Source organism: Morganella morganii H1r (genome assembly GCF_000633515.1).
Lineage (GTDB): Bacteria > Pseudomonadota > Gammaproteobacteria > Enterobacterales > Enterobacteriaceae > Morganella > Morganella morganii_B.
Window position 1 is genome coordinate 28,194 of the sequence record NZ_AYMP01000001.1, and the last position, 15,909, is coordinate 44,102.

At 53.9% G+C, this 15,909-nt stretch carries 13 protein-coding genes; 9 read left to right on the top strand and 4 right to left on the bottom strand.

Going from position 1 to position 15,909, the window contains the following annotated elements:
• Window positions 1-100 precede the first annotated feature (100 nt).
• Both glyS and glyQ read right to left on the bottom strand, forming a co-directional pair.
• Window positions 101-2,170 carry a glycine--tRNA ligase subunit beta gene (gene glyS, locus U868_RS0100150; RefSeq protein ID WP_025151513.1) on the bottom strand — a complete coding sequence of 690 codons (2,070 nt, stop codon included), beginning with the start codon at window positions 2,168-2,170 and terminating at the stop codon, window positions 101-103.
• Between the two features lie 9 nt (window positions 2,171-2,179).
• Complete coding sequence (glyQ, locus tag U868_RS0100155) at window positions 2,180-3,088, bottom strand: glycine--tRNA ligase subunit alpha (protein ID WP_004236554.1); 909 nt, start codon at window positions 3,086-3,088, stop codon at window positions 2,180-2,182.
• Window positions 3,089-3,272: 184 nt separating this feature from the next.
• Between glyQ and U868_RS0100160 the strand changes: the two genes are divergently transcribed.
• Window positions 3,273-3,845, top strand: a complete 573-nt coding sequence (locus U868_RS0100160) for a DNA-3-methyladenine glycosylase I (RefSeq protein ID WP_025151514.1) — start codon at window positions 3,273-3,275, stop codon at window positions 3,843-3,845.
• Window positions 3,846-4,315: 470 nt separating this feature from the next.
• On the top strand, window positions 4,316-4,654 hold the full coding sequence (locus tag U868_RS0100165) for a YceK/YidQ family lipoprotein (RefSeq protein WP_025151515.1): 339 nt from the start codon (window positions 4,316-4,318) through the stop codon (window positions 4,652-4,654).
• A 10-nt stretch (window positions 4,655-4,664) separates the two neighbouring features.
• Here U868_RS0100165 and U868_RS0100170 read toward each other — a convergent pair whose 3' ends face one another.
• Window positions 4,665-5,945: a DUF3748 domain-containing protein gene (locus U868_RS0100170; RefSeq protein ID WP_025151516.1), complete on the bottom strand. Its 1,281-nt coding sequence runs from the start codon at window positions 5,943-5,945 to the stop codon at window positions 4,665-4,667.
• Between the two features lie 139 nt (window positions 5,946-6,084).
• Here U868_RS0100170 and U868_RS0100175 point away from each other — a divergent pair, with 139 nt between their 5' ends.
• The 6 genes from U868_RS0100175 to recG all read left to right on the top strand — a co-directional run bounded on the left by U868_RS0100175 (window position 6,085) and on the right by recG (window position 12,879).
• On the top strand, window positions 6,085-6,702 hold the full coding sequence (locus U868_RS0100175) for a trimeric intracellular cation channel family protein (RefSeq protein ID WP_025151517.1): 618 nt from the start codon (window positions 6,085-6,087) through the stop codon (window positions 6,700-6,702).
• A 295-nt stretch (window positions 6,703-6,997) separates the two neighbouring features.
• Window positions 6,998-7,621, top strand: a complete 624-nt coding sequence (gmk, locus tag U868_RS0100185) for a guanylate kinase (RefSeq protein WP_004236564.1) — start codon at window positions 6,998-7,000, stop codon at window positions 7,619-7,621.
• A gap of 54 nt (window positions 7,622-7,675) precedes the next feature.
• Entirely contained in the window at window positions 7,676-7,951 is a 276-nt protein-coding gene (gene rpoZ, locus U868_RS0100190; protein ID WP_004236565.1) for a DNA-directed RNA polymerase subunit omega, read from the top strand.
• A gap of 17 nt (window positions 7,952-7,968) precedes the next feature.
• A complete protein-coding gene (gene spoT / locus U868_RS0100195) occupies window positions 7,969-10,074 on the top strand; it encodes a bifunctional GTP diphosphokinase/guanosine-3',5'-bis pyrophosphate 3'-pyrophosphohydrolase (protein WP_025151519.1) in 2,106 nt (701 codons plus the stop codon).
• 9 nt (window positions 10,075-10,083) lie between these two features.
• Window positions 10,084-10,779, top strand: a complete 696-nt coding sequence (gene trmH, locus U868_RS0100200; RefSeq protein WP_025151520.1) for a tRNA (guanosine(18)-2'-O)-methyltransferase TrmH — start codon at window positions 10,084-10,086, stop codon at window positions 10,777-10,779.
• A gap of 18 nt (window positions 10,780-10,797) precedes the next feature.
• Window positions 10,798-12,879, top strand: coding sequence for an ATP-dependent DNA helicase RecG (recG, locus tag U868_RS0100205; protein WP_025151521.1), 2,082 nt, complete (start codon window positions 10,798-10,800; stop codon window positions 12,877-12,879).
• Window positions 12,880-12,929: 50 nt separating this feature from the next.
• Here the strand turns inward: recG and gltS are convergent, their stop codons facing one another.
• The gene (gene gltS, locus U868_RS0100210; RefSeq protein WP_025151522.1) at window positions 12,930-14,162 is read right to left on the bottom strand and encodes a sodium/glutamate symporter; all 1,233 of its coding nucleotides are present in this window, start codon (window positions 14,160-14,162) and stop codon (window positions 12,930-12,932) included.
• A 241-nt stretch (window positions 14,163-14,403) separates the two neighbouring features.
• On the opposite strand from gltS, the gene U868_RS0100215 reads away from it, so the two are divergent.
• Window positions 14,404-15,789: a uracil-xanthine permease family protein gene (locus tag U868_RS0100215; protein WP_025151523.1), complete on the top strand. Its 1,386-nt coding sequence runs from the start codon at window positions 14,404-14,406 to the stop codon at window positions 15,787-15,789.
• Window positions 15,790-15,909: the final 120 nt, after the last annotated feature.

The window sequence follows — 15,909 nt, forward strand, 5'->3', positions numbered from 1 at the left end:
TGCTGACAAAGCAGGATAAAACGTGGTTTTTCCTGCTTTGTGTTATCAGCCGAAAATCAATAAATTGATTTTCCCGGTTTATTTTTAAAACCTCTGTCGATCACTGCAACAGTGAAATATCCGCAACACCCAGGAACAGGTTGCGCAGTTCATTTAATAATGTCAGACGGTTGCGGCGGATGTTGTCATCCTTATCCATCACCATCACGCTATCAAAGAACGCATCCACCGCTTCGCGCAGAGAAGCCAGTTCAGTCAGTGCTTCCTGATATTTACCTTCCGCATAAAGCGGTGCCAGCTGTGTTTTCAGGTCAGTCACATAGGCGGCCAGACGGATTTCTTCCGGTGCATTCATTAATGACGCCAGCACCGTATCATTCAGTGCATCATCACTCTTCGACAGAATGTTGGAAACACGCTTGTTGGCGGCAGCCAGGGCGGCGGCTTCGTCCAGTGTGCGGAAGTGAGTGACCGCTTTCATGCGGGCATCAAAGTCTGCCGGACGGGTCGGACGACGCGCCAGAACGGCCTGGATAGTATCAATCGCATAACCCTGCTCCTGATACCAGGCACGGAAACGGCCTAACATGAAATCAACCACGTCAGTGACCACATTCGCGTTCGTCAGCTTATCACCATACAGGCGGACAGCTTCCTGAGTCAGCGTTTCCAGGTCGAGGTTATAACCTTTCTCAACGATGATACGCAGCACGCCGAGTGCGGCACGGCGCAGAGCAAACGGGTCTTTATCCCCTTTCGGATGCTGGCCGATACCAAAGATCCCCGCCAGGGTATCCATTTTATCAGCAATCGCCAGAGCATCAGACACCGGCGTTGACGGCAGGTTATCACCGGCATAACGCGGCTGATACTGCTCTTTCAGTGCCAGCGCCACGTCTTCGGATTCACCGTCATGGCGTGCATAGTGCATGCCCATCACACCCTGAGTGTCAGTGAATTCAAAGACCATGTTGGTCATCAGGTCACATTTGGCCAGCAGACCGGCACGGGTGGCGTGATTCACATCCGCGCCAATCTGACCGGCAATCCAGCCTGCCAGCGCTTCCAGGCGATCGGTTTTATCACGCAGTGTACCCAGCTGCTGCTGGAACAGAACCGTGCTCAGACGCGGCAGGTTATCTTCCAGGCGTTTTTTGCAGTCGGTTTTGAAGAAAAATTCGGCATCTGCCAGACGCGGACGGACGACTTTTTCGTTCCCTGCGATGATCTGTGACGGATCAGAAGACTCGATATTGGCGACAAAGATAAAGTTCGGCATCAGGTTGCCGTTTTTGTCGTAAACCGGGAAGTACTTCTGGTCACCTTTCATGGTGTACACCAGGGCTTCAGACGGAACCGCGAGGAATTTTTCCTCGAATTTCGCTGTCAGCACAACCGGCCATTCCACCAGTGAAGTAACTTCTTCCAGCAGGCTGTCAGTCAGGTCAGCCACGCCGCCCAGTGCCAGTGCTGCTTTTTCCGCATCACGTTTGATCATGGCTTTACGGGCATCGTAATCCGCCATCACTTTGCCGCGGGTTTCCAGAATGGCCGGATACTCATCTGCGTGTGCGATAGTGAATTCCGCTTCACCCATAAAACGGTGACCACGGATAACACGGTCAGAGTTGATCCCCAGGACCTCACCCGGAATCACATCCGCGCCCATCAGCATGGTGACGGTATGAACCGGACGCACAAAGTGAGTCTCTTTATCACCCCAGCGCATCAGTTTCGGGATAGGCAGTTTTGCCAGCGCACGGCTGACCATATCTGCCAGTAATTCTTTGGCTTTATTCCCTTTTTCCACCGCGCGGTACAGCAGCCATTCACCTTTGTCGGTGACCATGCGATCAGCCTGATCAACGGTGATCCCGCAGCCGCGTGCCCAGCCTTCCGCGGCTTTGGTCGGTTTGCCTTCGGCATCAAATGCCTGGGCGATAGCAGGGCCGCGCTTTTCCACTTCGCGATCAGCGGCAGATTCCGCCAGACCGGTAATTTTTACCGCCAGGCGGCGTGGAGCGGCATACCAGGTCACATCACCGTGAGTCAGGTTAGCCGCAGCCAGTTCTGCAGTCAGGTTAGCCGCAAAAGATTCAGCAAGAGAACGAAGCGCCTTCGGCGGTAACTCTTCTGTGCCGATTTCCGTCAGGAAAGTCTGTTGTGTCATGACAGCCTCTTAGTTCTTTTTACACATCGGGAAGCCCAGTGCCTCACGGGAGGCATAGTAAGCTTCGGCAACGGCTTTGGTCAGGGTACGGATACGCAGGATATAACGCTGACGTTCCGTCACCGAAATCGCTTTGCGCGCATCAAGCAGGTTGAAAGAGTGAGCCGCTTTCAGAATACGCTCGTAGGCCGGTAACGGCAGCGGAGTCTCCAGTGCCAGCAGGGACTGTGCTTCTTTCTCATACTGTTCGAAACAGGTGAATAAGAAGTCCACATCGGCGTATTCAAAGTTATAGGTGGATTGCTCAACTTCGTTCTGATGATAGATATCACCGTAGGTGGTTTTGCCCAGCGGGCCGTCACACCAGACCAGATCGTAAACGCTGTCCACGCCCTGGATATACATCGCCAGGCGCTCGAGGCCGTAAGTGACTTCCCCGGTAACCGGTTTGCACTCCAGACCGCCGACCTGCTGGAAGTATGTGAACTGCGTGACTTCCATGCCGTTCAGCCAGACTTCCCAGCCTAATCCCCAGGCACCCAGTGTCGGGTTTTCCCAGTTATCTTCAACAAAACGGATGTCATGAACTGTCGGGTCAATGCCCAGCTCTTTCAGGGAGCCGAGATACAGTTCCTGGATGTTATCCGGAGACGGTTTGATGATGACCTGAAACTGATAATAGTGCTGCAGGCGGTTCGGGTTTTCCCCGTAACGGCCGTCCGTCGGACGACGGGATGGCTGCACATAGGCCGCCGCAATCGGCTCCGGCCCTAACGCTCTCAGACACGTCATCGGGTGTGAAGTGCCGGCGCCGACTTCCATGTCCAGCGGCTGAACAATGGTACAGCCCTGGCGCGCCCAGTAATCCTGTAACGTCAGGATAAGACCCTGGAAGGTTTTGGTATCAAACTTTTGCATGTTGGATCCGCACGCGAGAAAATGAATAATAAAATAAAGTTATTCAGTATACCCTCTGACCGCCGGACTATACAGCGCTTCTCCGATCTTTTTCCGCCCGGATCGAAAAACCGGAAACATACCCGTTTACATGGATATTCATCCAGTATAGATTAACAGGAACGCTGTCTTTCCGGAGAACGTAATGTCACCGTCCGCTGCTGCCCGGACCCGCTGTGCCTGGGTTACTGATGACCCGCTTTATATTCAGTATCACGACACGGAATGGGGTGTCCCTGAACGGGATAACCATAAGCTGTTTGAGATGATCTGCCTTGAAGGCCAGCAGGCGGGTCTTTCCTGGCTGGTGATCCTGAAAAAACGGGAAAATTACCGGCAGGCATTTTTTCAGTTCGACCCGGAAAAAGTGGCGGCTATGACCGATGCCGATGTGGATAAACTGATGCAGAACCCGGGCATTGTCCGCCAGCGGGCAAAAATTAATGCCATTATCAGCAATGCAAAAGCCTATCTGGCGATGCAGCAGGCCGGTGAGGATTTCAGTGATTTTTTATGGAATTTCACCGGTAACACGCCGCTGATTAACCACCACACTGACAGCAGCACAATCCCCGCCGATACCCCGCTGTCCCGGACACTGGCAAAAGCACTGAAAAAGCGCGGATTTAAATTCTGCGGGCCGGTTATCTGTTATTCCTTTATGCAGGCCATCGGTATGGTTGATGATCATCTGCCGCACTGCTGCAGCCGCCGGTAAAAAAATCCCCGTTATGTGGTAAGAACATAACGGGGTAAAGGTATAACGAGGACTTTGGATCTGTTAACTGACATTACCGGACGGTATAAAGCATAAGGCATATTTACCTCACACCGTTCAGTAATGCGTCCCAGTTTACCCGGAAGTTCCACCGGTAATGGCTGCAATAATCCCCTTATTATCATTGTATTAACGCCGACAAACCGCATTGTTCAATAAATTCAGTCACATTTTCTGACAGATAATTCTGCCGGTTCTGTTAAAACAGCACCCCGGGGATGATACCCTTTGTCTGTGATCTGAGCGTTTTTACCGGTGGTAATTGACCGGTGATCATGCGCTGCCGTTAAACAGGAACCCGGATCACACAAAAAAACAAAAACTTCTCAGTACACTCTATTTATGGAATAGTACGCCGGTCGGGTGAAATAATTACCGGTACCCGCCCGCTGTATATGCAGGGACATGTTATGACACGCAAATATATGATGATAAGCGGATTGCTGGGACTGAGTACAATACTCAGCGGCTGCTCAAGTATTATGACCCGGACCGGCCCGACAGAGGGCTACTATCCCGGTACCAAAAACAGTATCGCCATGTTGCAGGATGACGAAACCGGCTGGGTAATGAAACCGCTCGTCGCCATTGATCTGCCGTTTTCTGCGGTGCTCGATACCCTGCTGGCCCCGGTCGATTATGCCACCGACGGCAAAGACAACAGTGAATCATCCCCTGCGGAACGGGTAAAACGTCTGGAAGCAGCGGAAACCGCGCACAATTCCCCGCCACCTGCACCGCAGGAATAATCTGCCGCTGTTACAGCCCGGTGTCTGCCACCCAGATTTGCTGCCAGCCGTTTGTGCGGCGCAGAAATGCCACCCGGCTATTGTCCGGTGAAAACACCACCGCATCCCCTGACACCGGTTCTGCCGATGGTGCCGTCACCGCCCGGCATACCCCGGTTTCAGCACAGCACACCATGACCAATCCTTTGCGGACAAAAGTCAGATACCGTCCGGTGCTGTCCCAGCTGAATGCGGATGCAATACCATCACTGCCGGAAGTGACCTGATGCGGCTCACCACCCTGCGGGGAAATCGTCCATAACTGAACAACACCCCGATCGTCCTGCATCAGAAAGGCAATTCTGTCGCCCTGCGGTGAGCTGCGCAGCCAGAAACGCGGCTGTTTTGCCAGCCCCGGGTATTTGCGCTGATGGGTAAACGTCAGACGTGTCTGGGTAACTCCCGCCGGCGGGGCAGGCATCGTGCTGTCAGTTCCCCCGAGCGGCAGATCACCGGCAACGGCATAATCTTCAGGCCGTTCCGGCAGATCGAGACGGAAAATCTCCGCGATCACCTCACCGTTTTCTGCCCGGGTATCCCCGATAAACGCAATCGCCCGCCGCTGACGGGAACCGTCAGCCCGCAGATACCCCTGCTGACCAATCCAGCCCTCTTCGTATGCCCGGCTGATGTCATCACTGCCCGGCTGTGGTGCCGGGGTTGTCCGCGAGACCACACAGCAGAAAAATTTCCCGTCATATTCACGCGGGTGATGTTTCCCGGTACACACCGGATGCAGCGGAACCGCCACCGCCACATTACGCAGATCCAGCGCCGGGTCCCGCTCATGCAGGACATGGTCATTATAAGTAAAACTCAGCCACTCCCCGTCGGGACTGAACACATGCACATGTGTACCGCCGCGCAGAGCGCCGGGCTGATAAGGCGGCGTAATGCAGAAAGCATCAATATTGTGTGCAACACCAGGTACATCATCATTGACCATCACGCCCTGACGGTGATGGAAATCATACTGCCACTGCGGATCCGGGTTCAGCGGCCCGCGGATAAAGGCATAGCGCACCGGTAATTCAGGGCTGACCGTCACCACCCCCACACAAGCCCCGGCGGTTCCCCGGTAAATTTCACGGATTTCTGTTGTATTCACATGAATTTTTTCTATCGTTTTACCGGTAAACGAAGCCCCCTGAGGGCGGACATCATAAACCAGCCATTGGCTATCCGGCGTCCATACATTAATATTAGTAAGCTGATGATGACGGGGTATTGTTGTTATCTGATATTCATTCATTAGAGTGATACTCTCTTTTTATACCATCAGTTCGGATAACCTCAGGTAATCCGATCGGGTCAGACTAAAAAAAACTCAGTCGAGACTTGCGGCTGTGCTGACTATGCTAACCTTCCGATAAACCGGCAATGATAAGACTATGTTACTCAGTATCCTGTACATTATTGGTATTACCGCTGAAGCCATGACCGGAGCGCTGGCCGCCGGCCGCCGTAAAATGGATGTCTTCGGCGTGATTATTATCGCCTCCGCAACGGCTATCGGCGGCGGATCGGTCCGCGATATGCTGCTGGGCCATTACCCGCTGGGCTGGGTCAAACACCCTGAATATATTATTACGGTTGCCTGTGCCGCCGTTATTACTATCTGGGTTGCGCCGATGATGAAACATCTGCGCCGTCTTTTCCTGATCCTCGATGCCATCGGGCTGATGGTATTTTCCATTATCGGCGCCCAGATAGCACTCGATATGGACTACGGCCCGATCATTGCCGCCATTGCCGCTGTTATCACCGGTGTTTTCGGTGGTGTGCTGCGCGATATGCTGTGTAATACCATTCCGCTGGTTTTCCAGAAAGAATTATATGCCGGTATCTCCTTTGCCGCCGCCTGGCTCTATATGGGATTACTGTTTTACACGCCGCTGCCGCGTGATGCCGTCATAATTATCACCCTCGCCGCCGGTCTGACATCCCGGTTAATTGCCATCCGCTACCGCCTCGGGTTACCGGTCTTTAATTACGAAAATCAGGATTAACGGCAATAACCGCTCAACCGGAACCGGACAATACCGGTTCCGGCGCTGCTTATCTGCCCTGCTTGTCTGTTTTTTCCTGTTGTACCGCACAGTCATGTAACCGGGGGAACTGTACGTACATTTTTATTCCGCCGGTGCAGAAAAATGAAACATCCGTATTTATCTGACCGGAAAAATAAGAAATTTTCAGCAGATAATCACCTGAACGCTGCATGTCGCTGCGCGTGTGTGTATACTATATGCGGGGATTTATTCCCCGAGGCTTTTTCAACCCCAATCAGACAAGACACCAACAATGACCCAAGGTACGTTATATATTGTCTCTGCGCCGAGTGGTGCGGGAAAATCGAGTCTTATTCAGGCATTACTGAAAACACAGCCTTTATATGACACCCAGGTTTCTGTTTCGCACACCACCCGCGGTATCCGCCCGGGCGAAGTGCACGGAGAGCACTATTTCTTCACCACTGAAGATGAATTCAAAAGCATGATCGGCCGTAATGAGTTTCTTGAGCATGCCTGTGTCTTCGGGAATTACTACGGTACCGCCCGTAAAACAGTGGAAGATATCCTGAACTCCGGTGTTGATGTATTTCTTGATATTGACTGGCAGGGAGCCCGCCAGATCCGGGAACAGATGCCGGCAGCCCGCAGTATCTTTATTCTGCCGCCGTCCCGTGAGGAATTGCTGCGCCGTCTGCGCGGCCGTGGTCAGGACACTGACGAGGTCATTGCCGGACGTATGGCACAGGCGGTCAGTGAAATGCAGCACTATGGCGAGTACGATTATCTGATTGTGAACGATGATTTTAATGTCGCGCTGACCGATTTACAGACGATTATCCGTGCGGAACGTCTGCGTTCAGGTCGCCAGGTTCAGCGACATGATGCTTTAATCGCCAAATTATTGGCACAGTGATACAACTTTCAGTATCATGCCGAGTCATTTATTTATCTGTGGAGTAGCACACCTATGGCACGCGTAACAGTCCAGGACGCAGTAGAAAAAATTGGTAACCGTTTTGACCTCGTATTAGTGGCAGCACGCCGTGCGCGTCAGTTACAGGCCGGCGGCAAAGAGCCTCTGGTTCCGGAAGAAAACGATAAAGTCACCGTGATCGCCCTGCGCGAAATCGAAGAAAATCTGATCAACGGCCAGATCCTTGACGCCCGTGAGCGCCAGGAACAACAGGAGCAGGAAGCTGCTGAAATGCAAGCGGTTTCTGCAATCGCCGAAGGACGTCGTTAAGTTAAGGTAGGTCTGCCTTGTACCTGTTTGAAAGCCTGAACCATATTGTTAAGGATTATCTGCCGAAAGAGCAGATTGATCTGTTAAAACAAGCCTATGTCGTTGCGCGGGATGCTCACGAAGGGCAGACCCGCTCCAGTGGTGAACCGTATATTACCCATCCGGTCGCTGTTGCCTGTATCCTGGCCGAGATGCGTCTCGACCTCGAAACACTGATGGCAGCACTGCTGCACGACGTTATTGAAGATACGCCTGCCACCTTTCAGGATATTGAACAACTGTTCGGCACCACCGTTGCCGGGCTGGTGGAAGGGGTATCGAAGTTAGACAAACTGAACTTCCGCGACAAAAAAGAAGCTCAGGCTGAAAACTTCCGCAAAATGGTCATGGCGATGGTGAAAGACATCCGTGTCATTCTCATCAAGCTGGCAGACCGCACGCACAACATGCGCACGCTCGGGTCTCTGCGTCCCGATAAGCGTCGCCGTATTGCGCGCGAAACCCTTGAAATCTACAGTCCTCTGGCTCACCGTCTCGGTATTCACCATATCAAAACGGAGCTTGAGGAGCTGGGATTCGAAGCCCTTTACCCGAACCGCTACCGCGTCATCAAAGAAGTGGTAAAAGCCGCACGCGGCAACCGTAAAGAGATGATCCAGAAGATTTTATCCGAAATCGAAGGGCGTCTGACGGAAGCCGGGATCAGCAGCAAAGTCAGCGGGCGGGAAAAACATCTTTACTCTATCTACCGGAAAATGCACCTGAAAGAGCAGCGTTTTCACTCGATCATGGACATTTATGCATTCCGCGTGATTGTGAGCAGTGTCGATACCTGCTACCGCGTACTGGGTCAGGTTCACGGCCTGTACAAACCGCGTCCCGGTCGCGTCAAAGATTATATCGCTATCCCGAAAGCCAACGGCTATCAGTCATTACACACCTCCCTTATCGGCCCTCACGGGGTGCCGGTGGAAGTGCAGATCCGGACCGAAGATATGGATCAGATGGCGGAAATGGGGGTGGCGGCACACTGGGCTTATAAAGAGCACGGTGAATCCGGCACCACCGCACAGGTGCGTGCTCACCGCTGGATGCAGAGCCTGATAGAACTTCAGCAAAGCACCGGTAACACCTTTGAATTTATTGAGAGCGTGAAATCTGATCTCTTCCCGGATGAGATTTATGTCTTCACACCGGAAGGCCGGATTGTTGAGCTGCCGACCGGCGCCACCCCGGTGGATTTCGCCTATGCCGTCCATACGGATATCGGTCACTCCTGTGTCGGTGCGCGCGTTGACCGCCAGCCGTACCCGCTCTCCCAGCAACTGACCAGCGGACAAACCGTTGAAATTATTACCGCACCGGGTGCCCGGCCAAATGCTGCATGGCTGAACTTTGTTGTCAGCTCAAAAGCCCGGGCGAAAATCCGTCAGTTACTGAAAAATCTTAAACGGGATGATTCCGTCAATCTCGGACGCCGTCTGCTCAACCATGCACTCGGTAACGGCCGTAAGATCACGGATATCCCGCAGGAAAATATCAGCCGTGAGCTGGTGCGGATGAAACTGGCCACTCTGGATGACCTGCTGGCGGAAATCGGCCTGGGGAATGCCATGAGCGTGGTGGTTGCCCGTAACCTGCTGAATGAACCGGAAAGTAATACTGAAGAGAGCACCACCCGCAAGCTGCCGATCAAAGGCGCGGACGGCGTGCTTATTACCTTCGCCAAATGCTGCCGTCCGGTGCCGGGTGACCCGATTATCGCCCATATCAGTCCGGGTAAAGGGCTGGTTATCCACCATGAATCCTGCCGTAATATCCGCGGATATGAAAAAGAGCCGGAAAAATTCATGGCTGTTGAGTGGGATAATGATATCGACACGGATTTCATTGCTGAAATCAAAGTGGATATGTTTAACCACCAGGGTGCGCTGGCTAACCTGACCGCCGCAATTAATGATGCCAACTCCAGTATTCAGAGCATGAATACCGAGGAGAAAGATGGCCGGGTTTACTGCGCCTTTATCCGCCTGACCGCAAAAGACCGTATCCAGCTTGCGAATATTATGCGTAAGATCCGCATTATGCCGGATGTCCTGCGCGTCAGCCGCAACCGGAATTAATCACACGGTATGAATTCCCAACGTTATGAGCGCATCTGCCGGATGATGGCGATGCGCCAGCCCGACCTCACCCTGTGTCTTGAGGAAGTGCATAAGCCGCACAATGTTTCTGCCGTGATCCGCAGTGCGGATGCGGTCGGTATCCATGATCTGCATGCTGTCTGGCCGGAAAAAATCAAAACCCAGGTCTCTTCCGCCGCCGGCAGCAACAGCTGGGTGAATGTGCATAACCACGATACACTCGGGGATGCCGTGACCCTCCTGAAATCGCAGGGTATGCAGATTCTTGCCACCCATCTGTCTGACAGCGCGGTGGATTTCCGGGCGATCGATTTTACCCGTCCGACCTGCATTATCATGGGCTCGGAGAAAACCGGCATATCTCAGGAAGCCATCCGGCTGGCGGATCAGCATATTATGATCCCGATGTCCGGCATGGTACAGTCACTGAATGTGTCTGTTGCCGCTGCCGTGATCCTCTATGAGGCACAGCGCCAGCGCGAAGCTGCCGGTCTCTATGAGCACCCCCGCTGTGCCCTGGCACAGGATGAACAGCAGCGCCTGCTGTTTGAACGCGGTTATCCGGTGCTGGCTCAGGTTGCCCGTGAGAAAAAACTGCCCCGTCCGCAGATTGATGAACAGGGCCATATCATTGCGCCGGACAGCTGGTGGGCTGCCATGCAACAGAAGAAACCATCCGCCTGATACGAAACGGAGCAGAAAATGAAAGGTCAGCTGCTTGATGCTATCCCACTCACGGCTTTACACGGCGTCGGGGCCGGGCAGGCGGGCAAACTGGCCGGTATCGGTCTGCATACCCTTCAGGATCTGCTGTTCCATCTGCCGCTGCGTTATGAAGACCAGACCCGGCTTTATACCATCACCGATCTGTTACCCGGGATTTATGCCACCGTCAGCGGTGAAGTGCTGCGCACCGATGTGGTCTTTGGCCGCAAACGGATGATGACCTGTCAGATAAGCGACGGTACCGGCATCTTAACCCTGCGTTTCTTTAACTTTTCGGCGGCGATGAAAAATGCGCTGGCGACCGGGAAACAGGTCACCGCTTACGGTGAAATCCGGCGCGGCAAAAACGGCCCGGAAATTTTTCACCCCGAATACAAAGTCCGTCAGAGTGATACGTCTGTTGAATTACAGGAAACACTCACCCCCATCTACCCGACCACCGAAGGTGTCCGCCAGGCCACACTCCGCAAACTGCTCGACCAGGCGCTGGAACTGCTCGATACCTGTGCCATCAATGAATTACTGCCGCCGGAACTGACCCGCTCTATGATGAGTCTGCCGCAGGCGCTGAAAACACTGCACCGGCCACCGGCAGACACACAGTTAACCGAACTGGAGAGCGGCCAGCATCCGGCACTGAAACGGATTGTGCTGGAAGAACTGCTGGCACATCACCTCAGCATGCTGGCGGTCAGAGCCGGGGCACAGCGTTATCACGCACTGCCGCTGTCACCACAGGAAACACTGAAAAATCAGTTTCTGGCACAACTCCCCTTTTCACCGACCCATGCCCAGCGGCGCGTGGTGGCGGAAATAGAGCAGGATCTGGAAAAACCGGTGCCGATGATGCGCCTGATTCAGGGGGATGTCGGCTCCGGAAAAACGCTGGTCGCCGCGCTGGCGGCACTCCGTGCTATCGCACACGGCAAACAGGTGGCGCTGATGGCACCGACAGAACTGCTGGCGGAACAACACGCCAATACGTTCCGCCAGTGGCTGGAGCCGCTGGGTATCAGTGTCGGCTGGGTTGCCGGGAAACAAAAAGGCAAGGCCCGGCAGGCACAGGAAGACGCCATTGCTGCCGGTGATGTGGCCATGGTTATCGGCACACACGCTATTTTTCAGGAACATATCCGTTTTCATTCCCTGGCGCTGGTGATTATCGATGAGCAGCACCGCTTTGGTGTCCACCAGCGGCTGGCGTTATGGGAAAAAGGCGAACAGCAGGGATTCCATCCGCATCAGCTGATCATGACCGCCACGCCAATCCCGCGCACCCTGGCAATGACCGCCTATGCCGATCTCGACACCTCGGTTATCGACGAACTGCCGCCCGGCAGAACTCCGGTGACCACGGTAGCGATCCCGGACAGCCGCCGCCATGAGATTATTGAGCGGGTACGCAGTGCCTGTCAGGATGAAAAACGCCAGGCTTACTGGGTCTGTACGTTGATCGATGAATCGGATCTGCTGGAAGCCCAGGCGGCTCAGGTGACGTTTGATGAGCTGTCAGCCACACTGCCGGATCTGCGGGTCGACATGGTTCACGGCCGCATGAAACCGGCGGAAAAACAGGCGGTGATGGCGCAATTTAAGGCTGGTGAACTGGATCTGCTGGTTGCCACCACCGTGATTGAAGTCGGGGTGGATGTGCCGAATGCCAGCCTGATGATTATCGAAAACCCGGAACGGCTCGGGCTGGCACAGCTGCATCAGCTGCGCGGCAGGGTCGGGCGCGGCTCTGCGGTTTCCCACTGTGTGCTGCTGTATAAAACCCCGCTGACACAGACGGCAAAACTGCGTCTTCAGGTTCTGCGGGACAGCAACGACGGCTTTGTTATCGCGCAGAAAGACCTGGAAATCCGCGGGCCGGGCGAACTGCTCGGCACACGCCAGACCGGCAATGCGGAATTTAAAGTGGCGGATTTACTGCGCGATCAGGGCATGCTGCCGGAAGTGCAGCGCGTGGCACGGCATCTGCACCAGAATTATCCGGAACAGGCGAAAGCCCTGATCGAACGCTGGCTGCCGGAACGCACACAATACACCAACGTATAACGAAAAAAGCCACCCGGAAGGGTGGCTTGCCTGCTTTAAGAACAGTTTTGTTACCCGCCCGCAACCGGGAAAATCGGTAACGCCAGGAAGAACGGAATAACCAGTGCGTTAATCAGATCGAGGAAGAACGCCCCCACCATCGGCACCACCAGGAAAGCCACATGAGAAGGCCCGAAGCGATCGGTTACCGCCTGCATGTTGGCAATCGCGGTCGGCGTTGCCCCCATCCCGAAACCACAGTGACCGGCAGCCAGTACCGCCGCATCATAGTTTTTCCCCATCACCCGGTACGTGACGAAGATCGCATACAGTGCCATCACGACAGTCTGTGCCGCCAGGATCACCAGCATCGGTACCGCCAGAGAGGCAATTTCCCACAGTTTCAGGCTCATCAGTGCCATCGCCAGGAACAGTGACAGGCTGACGTTACCCAGCACCGACACCGCCCGTTCAAATACACGGTAGAAGCCCATCAGTGACAGACTGTTGCTCAGGATAACCCCGATAAACAGCACACACACGAACGCCGGAATCTGGAACTTCCATTGCATCGACGTGAAGAAATCCGTCAGAACACTATACAGATACGTCCCCGCCAGCAAACAGATAGCAATCAGTGCAATTGTTTCGAGCAGAACCATCGAGGTGATCATGCGTCCGGCCTGTGGTTTTTCAAACGCAGTCGGTGCTTCATCATCCTGCAGTTTCACATCACTCATGGCTGTCTTTTTGATCAGGAAACGGGCAACCGGACCACCAATCAGGCCACCGAGCACCAGACCAAAGGTTGCGCAGGCAATCGCAATTTCTGTTGCTGCGGTAAAACCATAGCTGTCGCTGAAAATCTTACCCCATGCCGCCCCGGTACCGTGACCGCCGGAAAGTGTGATAGAACCGGCCAGCAGACCAATCAGCGGATCAAGCCCCATCATTTTCGCCAGGGAAATACCGACGGAGTTCTGAACAATCAATAAGCCCACAACGGCAATCACAAAGATAAATAAGGTTTTGCCGCCTGCCTTCAGGCTGGCTAAATTAGCGTTCAAGCCGATGGTGGCAAAGAACGCCAGCATCAGCGGATCTTTCAGTGAGTCATCAAATTTCACTTCCAGATCCATACCGGATTTGAACCCCAATAATACAATCGCGACCAGAAGACCACCGGCCACAGGCTCAGGAATAGTATACTTTTCGAGGAATGGTACAGTTTTTACGAGTTTACGTCCCAATAACAGGACGAGAGTGGCCGCAACCAGCGTGCCGTAAACGTCGAGTTGATACATTCACGTACCCCTTTTATTGTTGGTATTTGTTACATCAGTATCGCGTTAATCACATCCCTGTTACGCAAGAGGAAAAAGCAGGTATCCGGATTAAAGAAAAAAAAGCAGATAAAGACAAGTTAAAATAAATAAAACTGTGATTATATTCCGCTATAAAAAATAACAACTCACCTGCGCAAACGATTGCTTTTGTGCCACAGATCATTAAAATACGGAAATTGCTTATCCCGGACCTGTTGACATGAACTCTGCCATTTCTGACAAAACCAGCGTAACTCCCGCGACTAACACAAATAGTGAACTCATCTACCGTCTGGAAGATCGTCCGCCGCTGCCGCAGACGCTCTTTGCCGCCTGTCAGCATCTGCTGGCGATGTTTGTGGCGGTGATTACGCCGGGATTGCTTATCGCTCAGGCGCTCGGCCTGTCGGCTCATGATACCCAGCGGATTATCAGCATGTCGCTGTTTGCGTCCGGGCTGGCCTCACTGCTGCAAATCCGCACCTGGGGGCCGGTCGGCTCCGGACTGCTCTCGATTCAGGGCACCAGTTTTAACTTTGTTGCCCCGCTGATTATGGGCGGTATGGCACTGAAAAATAATGGTGTGGATACGGAAGGGATGATGGCGGCGCTGTTCGGCACGCTGATGCTGGCAGCCATGACAGAGGTGATCCTCTCCCGGTTCCTGCATCTGGCGCGCCGTATTATCACACCGCTGGTCTCCGGTGTGGTGGTGATGATTATCGGCCTGTCACTGATCCAGGTCGGGCTGACCTCCATCGGCGGCGGTTACGGCGCAATGGCGGATAACACCTTCGGCTCTGCCGATAACCTGATCCTGGCCGGTATTGTGCTGGCGGTAATTGTGCTGCTGAACCGTCAGAAAAACCCGTATCTGCGCGTTGCATCACTGGTGCTGGCGATGACCGCAGGCTATCTGGCCGCCTGGTGGATGGGCATGCTGCCGGATAACCATGCGGAAATCCCGGAGGAAATGGTGGTGATCCCGGCACCGCTCTATTACGGCTTATCCATTGACCGGAACCTGCTGCTGCCGCTGATCCTGATCTTTATGGTGACTTCGCTGGAAACCATCGGTGATATTACCGCCACGTCCGATGTCTCCGAACAGCCGGTATCCGGCCCGCTCTATATGAAGCGTCTGAAAGGCGGTGTACTGGCAAACGGCCTCAATTCCGCCCTGTCTGCGGTCTTTAACACCTTCCCGAACTCCTGCTTCGGGCAGAACAACGGAGTGATCCAGCTGACCGGCGTTGCCAGCCGTTATGTCGGTTATGTAGTGGCGCTGATGCTGATCGTACTGGGACTGTTCCCGGCCGTAGCCGGTTTTGTGCAGCACATTCCGGAACCGGTACTCGGCGGCGCAACCATTGTCATGTTCGGGACGATTGCAGCATCCGGGGTGCGGATTGTTTCCCGCGAAACCCTGAACCGCCGCGCGATTATGATCATCGCGCTGTCACTGGCTGTCGGCATGGGTGTTTCCCAGCAGCCGCTTATCCTGCAGTTCGCACCGGACTGGCTGAAAACCCTGCTCTCTTCAGGAATTGCAGCCGGTGGCCTGACCGCGATTGCCCTGAACCTGATTTTCCCGCCGGAGAAATAATCATCTGTTTAACCGCGTGACCGGAAAGGGTCACGCGGGCTGCTCTGTGCGGAAAAACCGCGATAATCCTTGTCACCACAAAGAGCCTCACGCTAGTATGCCCTCAGGATTATCTCTCGG

Coding starts and splice junctions, on each gene's coding strand:
- U868_RS0100170 (WP_025151516.1), bottom strand. CDS start 5,945: ATGAATGAATATCAGATAACAACAATACCCCGTCATCATCAGCTTACT.
- rpoZ (WP_004236565.1), top strand. CDS start 7,676: ATGGCACGCGTAACAGTCCAGGACGCAGTAGAAAAAATTGGTAACCGT.
- glyS (WP_025151513.1), bottom strand. CDS start 2,170: ATGACACAACAGACTTTCCTGACGGAAATCGGCACAGAAGAGTTACCG.
- glyQ (WP_004236554.1), bottom strand. CDS start 3,088: ATGCAAAAGTTTGATACCAAAACCTTCCAGGGTCTTATCCTGACGTTA.
- trmH (WP_025151520.1), top strand. CDS start 10,084: ATGAATTCCCAACGTTATGAGCGCATCTGCCGGATGATGGCGATGCGC.
- U868_RS0100215 (WP_025151523.1), top strand. CDS start 14,404: ATGAACTCTGCCATTTCTGACAAAACCAGCGTAACTCCCGCGACTAAC.
- recG (WP_025151521.1), top strand. CDS start 10,798: ATGAAAGGTCAGCTGCTTGATGCTATCCCACTCACGGCTTTACACGGC.
- U868_RS0100175 (WP_025151517.1), top strand. CDS start 6,085: ATGTTACTCAGTATCCTGTACATTATTGGTATTACCGCTGAAGCCATG.
- U868_RS0100160 (WP_025151514.1), top strand. CDS start 3,273: ATGTCACCGTCCGCTGCTGCCCGGACCCGCTGTGCCTGGGTTACTGAT.
- U868_RS0100165 (WP_025151515.1), top strand. CDS start 4,316: ATGACACGCAAATATATGATGATAAGCGGATTGCTGGGACTGAGTACA.
- gmk (WP_004236564.1), top strand. CDS start 6,998: ATGACCCAAGGTACGTTATATATTGTCTCTGCGCCGAGTGGTGCGGGA.
- gltS (WP_025151522.1), bottom strand. CDS start 14,162: ATGTATCAACTCGACGTTTACGGCACGCTGGTTGCGGCCACTCTCGTC.